Raw genomic sequence first — 12,288 nt, 5'->3', positions numbered from 1 at the left:
GAGAAGGCAGCACCCTAAAATCAGAAAAACCGATCAAGGAGTGAAGAACCTATGGAACGTATTCAAAGCGAACAACAATATCAGGAATTGATTCAAGGAGACGGCCTGACCGTCATCAAATTCGACACGACCTGGTGCCCGGATTGCAAAAACCTCGACCGTTTTATCGGTGACGTCATCGACCAGCATGCAGACAAAACGTTCTATGCCATGGATGCGGAGAAATTCCAGCCGATCGCTGAAGAAAACGGCGTACGGGGCATCCCGAGCCTGCTGGTGTTCAAGGATGGACAAAAGCTTGCTCACCTTCACAGCAAATGGGCAAAAACCCCGGCACAAATTTCCGAGTATTTGGAGACACTGGAATCCAAAGTATAAATCATGCGACAACAAAAACCGCCTGAAAGTTACATTCAGGCGGTTTTTGTTTTTTTATTTTCCGACTCAAAAAGGCAGTTCTCGACAAGAAACGAGCTATGTTGAGATTTTGTTTAGTACGTATCTATATAATGAATAGAGTATAGACAGAATTGTGGAGTGGGAGAGACAATGATGAATAAAGTTTTTTTTCAAGAAATGCATCAGTTGAGCCATGAAGACGATCTGAGATACCGTTTGTTGATTCGAGGCATGAGGCAAATGTTGGAGGAGAGGAAGCGGAACCGCTTTAATCTGCTTCGAAGGTTGGAGTACCGCAAGTCGAGAAAGGAAGTTCAAGCCAAGAAGTGGTCGTAATTTGTCGTATACATATATTTGTAGCTATAGGAGAACAATGAAATAGCGGCCGCGTTCCGAAAGGAACGAAGGCCGCCATTTGCGTTACATCAAGATGAAGAAAAAGACTGCTGCAAGCACGAAGCGATACGCCGCGAATACGGAAAGGCTCAAACGCTTCAGAACGGAAAGGAACGTTTTGATGGCCAGCATGGCTACGATGAATGCGGCGATAAAACCAACGGCAAACACCGGGAAATCCGTCGTGGCCAAATGGTCCATACTCTTGTATAGATCATAACCTGTGGCACCGAACATAATCGGCACGGATACGAGAAAGGTGAATTCGGCTGCGGCGACCCGGCTTATCCCGGCGAACAAACCGCCCGAGATGGTCGATCCGGAGCGGGAAAAGCCCGGCCACAGGGCCAAAATTTGAAATAGGCCTACAACAAATGCCTGGGTATAGGTAATATCATCGACGTCATGCGTCGTAATTCGGCGGCTGCGTTTGCTCCAAAGCTCTGCCACGATCATCAGGATCCCGCCGATAACAAGGCTGTACAAGACCGTTTGCGGTCCAAACAGGTGAGCCTTGATCCAATCCCGGAAGACCAGACCGATCACCACCGCAGGAACCATTGCCAAGAAGATGTGGAGGAGATTCAGACGATTGCCATAACTTCGCTTGCCCCCGGTAAAGCGGAACATATCGATGAATTTGTTCCAATATAACACCACTACAGCAAGCACGGCCCCGAGTTGAACCACCACCTCAAACGTTTTGACTGACTCGTTGTCCTCCGATAAGCCCAACAGGTGGGCAGTCAGAATCATGTGTCCGGTCGAGGACACGGGCAAAAACTCAGTCAAACCTTCGATAATGCCCATAATAATCGATGATAAAATATCCAATGCTCTTCCTCCTTGAAATGCAGACGACGGCATAAAGCCTGTCCTGCTTGACAATGCCAGTCCAGAAATCGCATGCTGAACCAGACTAACATCTATTATGATCAGAAACGCCTCTAACTTCAACATATGCAGGAAATTATGAAATTAAAACCATATTGACAAAAACCCAGTTATCCAATAGGATATTACTATTGACTGACTGATCAATCGGGAGGATTTCAAATGTCCAAAGTCAACCCAATGGAACCGGGCGAAGAACGCCGCGACCAGATTATTCGAATTGCCACGGAGCGTTTTGCCGTACAGGGATACCAACAGACCAAAATATCGGATATTGTGCGCGAAGCCGGCGTCGCTCAAGGAACGTTCTATTGGCATTTCAAGAGCAAGGCAGCCATCGCAGAGGAGATCGTTCTGACCGGGCGGGAGAAACTGCTAGAGGCCATAGGTCAAGGATACCGCAAGGATGCGGGAAGCATCGAAGACATGGTGAAGGCATCCGAACGTCTGTTCATCGATTTGTTTACGTTTGCCGCAGAAAATCGTTATTTCATGGAACTGCTCTTGCGCGGCATTGTGAGAGAAGAATCGGTCAGCCATCTTGTGGAAGATACACGTGGAGCGGTGGAAAAGGCATTTCGACACAATATGGAACGTGCGATCGAACTTGGCATGCTGCCAAAGACGATGAATGTTCCCGTCAGGGCGGCGCTGCTTGTAAGCATGATTGAAGGCATGATTACACGGTGGTTATTCGGCTCCGATGAACTGCACACAGATGTAGGGCAAATTAGCCCGGAAGCTCTAGCTTCCGAGGCGGCAAGTTTTGAGTTCTACGGTTTGCTCGGTTCATAGCGGGACGTATGCAACGTTCCAAGGTTTACATGATTCAGCCGGGCAAGGGGAATAATGCTAATGTCCCGTCCCGTCACCTTTAATGGCCAAATGAACTTGGCCCAAGATCATTAACAACATGAATGAGAGGAAGTTAATCCCATGAATATTCGTACGAAATCCGATGGAATCAAACATCGCAAAGGCTGGACACTGACGACGACCCTGCTGCTGTTGACCGTGCTTGTACTTAGCGCATGTGGCAGCAAAACGTCCAACAGCGGAACCGGCAACGAGGCCAAAGCCGCCAATGAACTGGAGCAGATCAAATCGGCCGGTGTCATGAAGGTAGGCATGATGGGTACATACCCTCCGTACAACTTCTTGAACGATAAAAAGGAAATGGACGGTTTCGACGCGGATATCGCGCGCGAGGTAGCCAAAAGCATCGGCGTTAAGGTCGAGTTTGTTTCCCAGGAATTCTCTGGACTGATCCCAAGCCTGCAATCCAAAAAGCTGGATGCCATCGTCAGCCAGATGACGATTACGGATGAACGCAAGAAAGCGCTGGATTTCAGCGATCCATACATTACGAACGAAGTTAAAATCATTGTGAAAAAGACGAACAACGACATCGCCAAGCTGGAGGATTTCAAAGGGAAAACGATCGGGGTCGGACTTGGCACCAACGATGAATCGTATCTGCGCAATGAAGTGCTGCCGAAAGTCGGAGACTTCACGATCAAAACCTACGATGACGTCATCACTTCCTTGAAGGATCTTGATGCAGGCCGAATCGATGCAACCATCAACAACATGTACGCCCTCAAACCGATCGTGGACGAGAACGGATTCCAGATCAAAGCGGTAGGGGAAGCGATTAAAAGCGATCAGGCCGGCATCGCGGTCCGCAAAAACAATCCGGAACTGGTAGCTGCAGTGAACGAAGCTCTGAAAGCCATGAAGGATGACGGCACGTACAAGACCATTTTCAAAAAATGGTTCGGGGAAGAGCCTGCGAAGTAAAAACATGCAGGACGAAGGGAAGTTTGATCCATGGAACTGGTATTTGAAAATATCCCCTTCTTTCTGAAGGGGGCGTATTACACGCTGTACGTCACGGTAATATCGATGTTCTTTGCCTTCTTTATCGGGATATTAGTAGCCATCGCCCGCTTGAAAGGTCCGGTGTGGCTCAGGCTGATCGCCCGCTTCTATGTATCCATCATGCGGGGAACCCCGCTGCTGGTGCAATTATTCGTCATATATTACGGGTTGGTGGATTACGGCGTCACGCTGGGATCAATTACGGCGGCTTGTCTTGCTATCAGTCTGAACGCGGGGGCCTTCCTGTCTGAAACGTTCCGGGGTGCCATTCAGGCTGTCCCTAAAGGGCAAAGCGAGGCGGCTTATGCTACCGGCATGTCGAGATCCCAAACGATGTGGAGGATCGTGTTTCCGCAGGCGGTCCGCATCGCGATCCCGCCGATGGGGAATACCTTCATCGGCATGCTGAAGGAAACGTCGCTCGTGGCCGCCATCGGCGTCACCGAATTGCTTCGCTCCGCGCAGCTGCTCGTATCGCAGTACTATGTGAACATGCCGTTCTATTTGGCGATCGGCGTAATTTATTGGATAATGAGCATCGGTTTCTCGGCCATCTTGGAACAGGTGGAGCGCCGGTTGGCCCGGGCTTACTGAATGGGGGAGTACCGGTGATTAACATAACGGGATTAAGCAAGCACTTTAATCAAAATGAAGTGCTCAAAAATATTAACATGCATGTCAATGCCAAAGACATCGTCGTGCTGCTGGGGCCGAGCGGCTCGGGCAAGAGCACATTGCTGCGCTGCATCAACGGCCTTGAACAGCCGACCGGCGGGCGGATCGAAGTCAGCGGCATCGTTGTGGACAGCAAGGATGCGCCGAAAACCCAGCGCGCCCGCGTGCAGGATATCCGGCGCCGTACAGGCATGGTGTTTCAGCAATTCAATCTGTACCCGCATAAAACTGTGCTTGGCAACGTCATGGAAGGGCTCGTCACGGTGAAAAAAGTGAAACGCGACGAAGCGGCCGCCCGTGCGCGCATGCTGCTGGATCGGGTAGGCCTGCTTGAGAAGCAGGATGCCTATCCTTCGCGATTGTCCGGCGGGCAGCAGCAGCGCGTGGCGATTGCCAGGGCGCTGGCGATGGAGCCGGAAGTCATGCTGTTCGACGAACCGACCTCGGCGCTTGACCCCGAGCTTGTCGGCGAAGTGTTATCCGTCATGAAGGAGCTGGCGCAGGAAGGCATGACGATGCTTGTCGTGACTCATGAATTGAAGTTCGCCCGCAACGTCGCGAACAAAATCGTGTTCATGGCCGATGGCGTCATTGTGGAAGAAGCGAACCCAAAGGATTTCTTCGAACGTCCGCAGCAGGAGCGCACGCGCCGATTTTTACAACAGATGACGGAATTTTGAATTTATTATGATAGGGAAAGAAGGACAACAACATGAACGTAACAACGGTATGGAAAGGCAAACGCGCCTTCGTCTCTGAAGGACCTTCAGGTTACCCCGTAGGTTTGGATGCCACGGCTGCATACGGCGGCGACGGAAAAGGAGCCACCCCTATGGAATTGCTGCTTGCGGGCCTGGGCGGCTGCATGGGCATCGACATCACGATGATTCTGGATGCCTTCCTCGACAAAATTTCATCCATCGAGATCGAAGCACAAGGCACGCGCAGTGAAGGCATGCCCAAAGGGTTTACGTCGATCGACCTGATTTTCCGCGTGGATGGAGATATTCCGGACTACCGGATTTGGAAAGCGATCCAAATGGCCGAAGAAAAATATTGCGCGGTCTCCGCGTCCCTCAGCGCGGACATTCATCCCATCCTCATTTTGAACGGCGTGGAAACGCCGCGCCCATAATGTATAGGGGCAATAAATAAATGCATAACGAGGTCGCCATGGTAGTGGCGGCCTCTTTGCTTTCAGGATATGGTATGATAGTTCAGAAGGGCAGGATGGCCGTGATCCTGTACCTTATTTGTAAGCGCTTAGACCAACGAAGAAGGTGCAGAATATGCTGAGAAGGCTGATACGGATCTCCAACAATCTCAAATTGAAGCATAAATTGCTTATATCGTACGTGCTTGTCGTGATGGTTCCCGTTTTAATTATCGGACTGGCGGTGACGGCCTATTTCCGGCAGCAGGCATTGAACAATGCCATCGAGCAGACGATAAATAACGTGGAGAAAGTGAAGACCCAAACGACGACGCTGCTGCGCGTGCCTACGGACATTTCCAACATTCTTATGTTTAACGAGGACCTGAAGGAAATCGTGAACAAACGTTATGAGAGCGTGGTCGAACTGACCAGCGCCTATCTGGCCTACAAGGATTTTCAGGAATACAAGCGCCTTTACCGCGAAGTGGCGGGCATTCGTTTCTATTCCACCAACCCGACGTTGATCAACAATCTGGAGTTTATTCCGGTGGATGAGCAGACCAGGGAGAGTTATTGGTACAAAAAGGCGTTGACCTCCACCAGCATCGGCTGGTTTTACATTCCCGACAAGGGAGACAATCCGGTGCACAAGCTCAGCCTGGTTCGAAAAGTACCTTTTCCCGAATATCGTTCGCGAGGGGTGCTGATGATCGAAATCAATCAGGACGAGCTTAATGAGCTGTTACGGCAGGAGCCTTTCGAAACGTTGATTACGGATGAGCAGGGATATGTCATCGCAGCCAAAAATACGAATTGGGTCGGCAAAACGCTCAATGAGCTCGATTTCGGCGTCGATTTGCAGAACCAGGCGAAGGGAACGCTGGAAGCCGACTTTCGGGGTGAACCGTCCAATATCGTCATTGACGAGCTCCGGCCGGGTTCGAGCATAAACAGCCTCAAGATCATTTCGGTTTTCGAAACGAAGGACATTGTGAAAGATGCGAATATGATCAGCATGATCGGCCTTATTTTCATTATCCTTGTGCTTATGATTGCCCTGTTATTGGTATACATTATTTCGTTTCTGACTTCGAATCGGCTTTTGCGGCTGAGCAAACAATTAAACAAGCTTGCGCTGGGCGATTTGAATGTGACCTCGCGCATCGACGGCAATGACGAAATCGGACAGCTGTCCCGCCAGTTCAACTACATGGTGAAGAGCATCAACGAACTGATGGTTCAGGTCGTGGAGACCACGGAGCAGAACAACCAATTGGAAATTGCCCAAAAAGAGATTAAACTTAAAATGATGGCAAGCCAGATCAATCCGCACTTTTTATTCAACGCGCTGGAGTCGATTCGCATGAAAGCGCATATTCAAGGCGAAGCGGAGATTGCCAATATCGTTCGGCTGTTGGGCAAGCTGATGCGGAAAAGCCTAGAGATCGGAAGCGGCAAAACAACCCTTCAGGCCGAGCTTGAAATGGTGCGCTCTTACCTGGAGATTCAGAAATTCAGGTACGTTGACCGCCTGGCGTTCCGGATTCACGTCGATGCGGGCTTGGAAAAGATGTACATTCCGCCATTGATCATTCAGCCTTTGGTTGAAAACGCCATCGTGCATGGCCTGGAAAATAAGGAAGGCACGGTTCATGTCGAAGTAGACATTCGCCCGGTACGGGGCATGGTTCAGGTCCGCGTACGCGATGATGGTGCCGGAATCACGGAAGAACGGTTGGCTGAGGTGTTGCAATTCGTCAGCGGGCCGGAGGAACAGGAGAAGAGCAGAATCGGTTTGAGGAACGTGCATCAGCGGCTGACGCTGACCTATGGTGAAGAGCATGGATTACAGATTTCAAGCGAGTATGGGGAAGGGACCGAAATTACGTTTACCTTGCCTGCAGGAGGGGACGAGCATGTATAGAGTGTTTTTGGTGGATGACGAACCGAGCATACGCGAAGGACTCACCACCATTATCGATTGGGAACAATACGGGTTTGAAATTGCGGGCACGGCCGGCAGCGGGAGGGAAGCCATCTCGCTTTTTCCGGAGCTCCGCCCCGATCTGACGATCATCGACATCCGCATGCCCGGCATGACCGGACTAGACGTCATTGAAGAGATCCGCAAGCAGTATCCCGAATCGCATTTCTTGATCCTGAGCGGTTATGCGGATTTCGATTATGCCAAGAAAGCAATCAGCTTCGGCGTAGACGGTTACCTGCTTAAACCGGTTGACGAAGAAGAGATGATTGCCGAATTGCAGCGTATTGCAGGGGTGTTTGAACGTGAGCGCGAAGCGTTGACCCGGCATGTCGGCGAAGATACGGCGTACCGTGAACATCAAATCGAAGCATTGCTGTTCGATCATCTCGAGGGCCGCGGGGAAGCGGACACGCTCGGGCTGCGGTGGCCGATGTACCAGATCGTGCTGTTCGAATTGCATGCGGCTCCGGACGTGCAGCGGAGCAATGCAGTGAAACGGAAACTGGTGGATGCCTTTGACCACAAGGACAGGGGGATCGTTTTTTCCTTCCATTCCGGTCTGGGATTGCTGTGCAGGGAACCGCTGACGACCGAGGAAGCGGCCAAGGGGCTGTACGAAGAATGGAGCCAATTGCTTGGAGAGTGGGAGATCCGCATGTATGCGGCCGCCGGCCAACCCGTGCATTCCGTCCATGACATGGCGTTGTCCTACGAGCAAGCCAATGCGGTGCTGAACGACCGTTTTCTGTTTGCGGAGAAAAGGGTGATGCTGTGGAGCGACGAGTTGAACCGGGGCACGTCTTTGCCTGCGGAAGAAATGAGCGCGCCCGACGAGTCTGAGCTGGCAGACAAGCTCTACTACGCGCTCGACATTCGCAGCAGCGAATCGGTTATGCGCGTATTGTCGGAGATGGAGGAGCGCATCGTTCCCTATCACCGGTCAGAACAGGCCATCAAAACGGCGTTTTCGCAAATTTTTTCCCTTGCCCTGAACAAGCTTGCTGCAGCGAACGAGCATATGCAGCCGATTATGCAGGAGCATTCCATGTTGATTACGGAAGTATACCATCAGCAAACCTTGTCCGATCTGAAAATCATGGCGGAAGGCCATCTTACCGGATTGATCGGGCGTATGGGCGGCGGCAGCAAAGATACGGTGCTGAAGCAGATGATTGATTTCATCCGGCGTAATCCCGGAGAGAATCTCAAGCTGGAAGTGTTAGCCGAAGTATTTAATTATAACAGCAGCTATTTGGGGAAATTGTTCAAAAACCACACGGGAGAGTATTTCAATGCGTTTTTGGACAAGGTGCGGATGGAAAAGGCTAAGGAATTGCTCGACGAAGGGCTGAAGGTCCATCAGGTGGCAGCCAGAGTCGGTTATGCCAATGTGGACTATTTCCACGGAAAATTCAAGAAATACGTGGGTGAGTCACCTTCGGCCTATAAACAGGCACGTTCGCAATCCAAAGGTCAATCCGGGGAGTCCGGAGGAGAATAATCTGTTGTCGAATTCTCCGGACGATCCACCTTCGTCTTCATAAAATAAAACGTTTTCGGTTATCTTGGTCATGATCTATATAAACCATGAAAACCGCCAGCCATAAAAGGGTTGGTGGTTTTTGGTCTTGGTACATGAAATGGGGGAACGACGGATTTTCATGAAATCGTCCATCGAGAACAATGGATAAGCAATGGCGATCTTGGAAGAAGCAACGTAAACTGGATGTACTTTGAAGGCCTTGAGCGAGGAGGAGAACATTGATGACCTTTTTGGAAGTGAGGACGGCCCGGCAAACGATGGATTTGAATGGCATATGGCAATTTGCGTTGGATCCCGATTCTGGCGAACAGACTCCAGAACAGACATTGGCTTTACCTGACCTGGATTGGGGAGAGATTCAAGTTCCGGGTTCATGGGAGGAACAGGGGTATGGCGAAGCGCCAACGTACCAGAGAATCGACACATGGACCAAGGTTCGGGAATATGAGGGAGCGGCTTGGTATTCGCGCGAGGTACATATCCCGGCTGATCCTGGCATGCATTATGTGCTTAGGGTTCACGGGGTTCGCTGGACGACCGATCTCTGGATCAATGGCCAGCATGCAGGCCTGCAGGAAAGCCTCGTTTGCAAGCATGCGTGGGACATTACTTCACTGGTCAAACAAGGGACCTCTAACGAAGTGGTGCTGCGCGTAGACAACACGATGAAATATCCGCTTGGCGGCAGTCATATTCATTCCCTGCATACTGCAACGGCGTGGGGCGGCGTGACGGGAGGAATATGGCTGGATGCGATGCCGCCGTACCATATCGAGAGCCTGAAGGCAGACCAGGATCCCGAACGAGGTACGATGGCGCTCCGTGGTTCATTGAACCTTCCTCATCGGCAAGTGTTTGATGAACTTAAGCTGCATGTGCGGGTTCAGCATCCTGATGGCACATGGCTAACGGAAAAAGTACATGATGTGACCACGGATATCTTAAAAGCGAATGACCGGGCGGAGCTTGCTGGTAGTTCTGTTCAGCTTCAGCCATGGGAGCTGGATCTGGGGCGGGAAAAAAAGGTGGCCCTATGGTCGGATGTTTCTCCACAGTTGTATAAGGCGATTGTTCGCTTGCAGAGCGGAGAACAGGAGTTGGACCGGGTTGAACTGAACTTTGGTATGCGCTCCTTCGAGGCGAGCGGAACCCGGTTTCTTTTGAACGGACAGCCTGTGTTCCTGCGAGGGTACGTGGACTGCTGCATTTTCCCGCTTACAGGGTATCCGGTATGGGACAAGGAGCAATACATTTCACAGTTCCGGACGGCCAAGTCATACGGATTCAATCATGTTCGTTTGCACGGCTGGAGCGCGCCGGAACCGTTCTGGCAAGCCGCGGATGAAGAGGGGATGCTGGTGCAGGCCGAGCTCCCGCATTGGTCGAGATGGTTCGAGAATCGGGAACAGGCCGCTCCGAAAGATGTCCTCTCTTTTCTGAAGCGCGAACTGGACGGGCTGCTTGACGCTTTGCAGAAGCATCCATCGTTCGTGCTCTTTTCGCTGGGCAACGAGCTCATCGGGCCGAATGGCCATCCCGAGCTGAACGAGCTTGTAGAGCATGCCCGCAGCATGGATTCAACGCGGCTGTACACGGACAACACGGGGTTCGGGCAATTGCCGGCCCAAGGCAGAATGGCGGATTTTTATATCCAGTCGTTGAATTGGCACCCGCCGTTGGAGTCGGAATGGTCTGCTGTACCTGACACCACGCTTGATTACCGTGCGGTGACCCGGCTGTCCGATCGTCCGGTCATCGGGCATGAACACGCGCAGTTCACCATGTACGTGCGTCCTCAAGAGAAGGGTAAATACACGGGCGTTCTTCGGCCAAGCTGGCTGGAGCCGATTGAAGAATCGCTATCTCGCCAAGGGATGAAGGGCGACATTCTGGAGCGTTATCAGCAGGCAAGCGGCCGGCATTTGGTCCGTTCGCTCAAGGAGGCCATGGAGCGGGTGCGCCGGACGTCGGATGCAGCAGGCTTGCAGCTGCTTGATATTCGCGATTTTCCCGGGCAGGGACATGCCACGACAGGCATCCTGGATGTGTTCTGGGAGAGCAAAGGCATGATTGAGCCCGAGGAATTCCGGCGGTGCAATGCCGGAACCGTTCTGCTGCTGGGCTGCGATCAGCGCACCTTCTTTGGCGGGGAGGCCATTCAAGCCCAGGTCAGCGTATCGCATTACGGAACGGAGCCCCTTCAGAACGTATCGGTGCAGTGGCGTTTGGTCCGCGATGGCGAAACGATAAGCGAAGGAGGATGGAGCTGCGATGACGTGGCTTGCGGATCTGTCCGATCTCTGGGAACGTTGAACGTAAATGCCCCGCGGGAGGGGGCAACCGGATTTTGCATCGAAGCGGAGATCAGGTCAACCCGTGGAGAGGTAATAGCTGCAAATGTTTGGCACGGGTGGTCATTCCCGCGGTATCAGGTCCATGAACAGAGCCACCGGATCTGGAACAGTATCAGCGAATTGCAGCCTTACCTGCTGGGGGCTCACGAAGGAAAGTTGGATGATCTGAACGGGCATCATTTGCTGCGTGAAGATCGTACCGGCCTGATCATTACGCCATCTTTGACCCCCAATGTACTCGATGTTTTGGTCAATGGGGGAAGTGTTTGGCTCCAGACGAATGCCGAGGGTTTGTATGATGCGGTAGAGACCAAATACCTGCCCGTCTTCTGGAACTATCTTATGTTTGCCACCCAGCATGGCGCAACCATGGGACTATGCCTGCCTGATCGATTGCCATTGCTGGGAAGGTTTCCCCATGATCAAGCGTCCGACTGGCATTGGTATCATCTCATTCAGGGCACGCCAGCGATCTGTTTGGACACATTGGCAGGGGTACAGCCTTTAATTGAAGTGATCGATCACTTTCACAGGGCGAAACGGCTGGCCTACGCTTTTGAGGCCAACGTAGGCAAGGGCAAACTGCTCTTATCGACATTTCCTTTTTCCGATATTGCGATGATGAAACGTCCGGAAGCGAGCTTTCTGTTTCAAGAAATGCTTGCTTATCTGCTGGGGGACGAATTTAGGCCGGAATCGTCCATTTCGGCAGGGCAGCTGCTAGGTCTGGTGAAGCTGCAGCCCATTCGTTTCGCGTTATAGATTGAAGGAGCCTGCAAAGGCTTCTTTTTTTGTTTCTGCTTATATAGAGACGGGAAGGGCTTCCTAATGAAATGTGGAGAGAAATACATGAATACGTGCGTTTGATTTAGCACGGGTAAACGATTTCCAAAAACGTTTTCGTTATTTTCCATTTCGAATTATAATTACCAAAATGTTTCATTTTATTAAATTAAAAGGCTGAATAATGACTGATTTTGCATGCAAAATGTCTCATTGACCT

10 protein-coding genes and 1 pseudogene are annotated in these 12,288 nt (G+C 51.4%); 10 read left to right on the top strand and 1 reads right to left on the bottom strand.

The window, feature by feature from the left end:
* Positions 1–33: 33 nt before the first annotated feature.
* Positions 34–378, top strand: a pseudogene (locus MKY59_RS27090) (thioredoxin family protein); the annotation flags it as partial.
* Between the two features lie 174 nt (positions 379–552).
* Positions 553–735 carry a hypothetical protein gene (locus MKY59_RS27085; protein ID WP_339274704.1) on the top strand — a complete coding sequence of 61 codons (183 nt, stop codon included), beginning with the start codon at positions 553–555 and terminating at the stop codon, positions 733–735.
* An 84-nt stretch (positions 736–819) separates the two neighbouring features.
* On the opposite strand, the gene bacA is transcribed toward MKY59_RS27085, so the two are convergent.
* A complete protein-coding gene (gene bacA, locus MKY59_RS27080; protein WP_236420495.1) occupies positions 820–1,662 on the bottom strand; it encodes an undecaprenyl-diphosphate phosphatase in 843 nt (280 codons plus the stop codon).
* 189 nt (positions 1,663–1,851) lie between these two features.
* Between bacA and MKY59_RS27075 the strand changes: the two genes are divergently transcribed.
* The 8 genes from MKY59_RS27075 (at position 1,852) to MKY59_RS27040 (ending at position 12,047) form a co-directional block, all read left to right on the top strand.
* On the top strand, positions 1,852–2,484 hold the full coding sequence (locus MKY59_RS27075) for a TetR/AcrR family transcriptional regulator (RefSeq protein ID WP_339274702.1): 633 nt from the start codon (positions 1,852–1,854) through the stop codon (positions 2,482–2,484).
* Between the two features lie 168 nt (positions 2,485–2,652).
* The gene (locus MKY59_RS27070; protein ID WP_339278485.1) at positions 2,653–3,489 is read left to right on the top strand and encodes a transporter substrate-binding domain-containing protein; all 837 of its coding nucleotides are present in this window, start codon (positions 2,653–2,655) and stop codon (positions 3,487–3,489) included.
* A 30-nt stretch (positions 3,490–3,519) separates the two neighbouring features.
* Positions 3,520–4,164: an amino acid ABC transporter permease gene (locus MKY59_RS27065; protein ID WP_339274700.1), complete on the top strand. Its 645-nt coding sequence runs from the start codon at positions 3,520–3,522 to the stop codon at positions 4,162–4,164.
* 14 nt (positions 4,165–4,178) lie between these two features.
* Positions 4,179–4,925 (top strand): amino acid ABC transporter ATP-binding protein, encoded by a 747-nt coding sequence (locus tag MKY59_RS27060; RefSeq protein ID WP_236420498.1) that lies wholly within the window; start codon positions 4,179–4,181, stop codon positions 4,923–4,925.
* A 32-nt stretch (positions 4,926–4,957) separates the two neighbouring features.
* Positions 4,958–5,380: an OsmC family protein gene (locus tag MKY59_RS27055; RefSeq protein WP_236420499.1), complete on the top strand. Its 423-nt coding sequence runs from the start codon at positions 4,958–4,960 to the stop codon at positions 5,378–5,380.
* Positions 5,381–5,534: 154 nt separating this feature from the next.
* The gene (locus MKY59_RS27050; RefSeq protein WP_339274697.1) at positions 5,535–7,325 is read left to right on the top strand and encodes a histidine kinase; all 1,791 of its coding nucleotides are present in this window, start codon (positions 5,535–5,537) and stop codon (positions 7,323–7,325) included.
* On the top strand, positions 7,318–8,889 hold the full coding sequence (locus tag MKY59_RS27045; protein ID WP_236420501.1) for a response regulator transcription factor: 1,572 nt from the start codon (positions 7,318–7,320) through the stop codon (positions 8,887–8,889). Before MKY59_RS27050 ends, MKY59_RS27045 begins: the two co-directional genes overlap by 8 nt.
* Positions 8,890–9,152: 263 nt before the next feature.
* Positions 9,153–12,047: a sugar-binding domain-containing protein gene (locus MKY59_RS27040; protein ID WP_339274696.1), complete on the top strand. Its 2,895-nt coding sequence runs from the start codon at positions 9,153–9,155 to the stop codon at positions 12,045–12,047.
* Positions 12,048–12,288 lie beyond the last annotated feature (241 nt).

The sequence above is a fragment of the Paenibacillus sp. FSL W8-0426 genome (assembly GCF_037969725.1).
In the GTDB taxonomy this organism is placed as follows: Bacteria; Bacillota; Bacilli; order Paenibacillales; family Paenibacillaceae; genus Paenibacillus; species Paenibacillus hubeiensis.
Note: the sequence above shows the minus strand (reverse complement) of the source record. Positions and strands in the feature narration are given on the sequence as shown.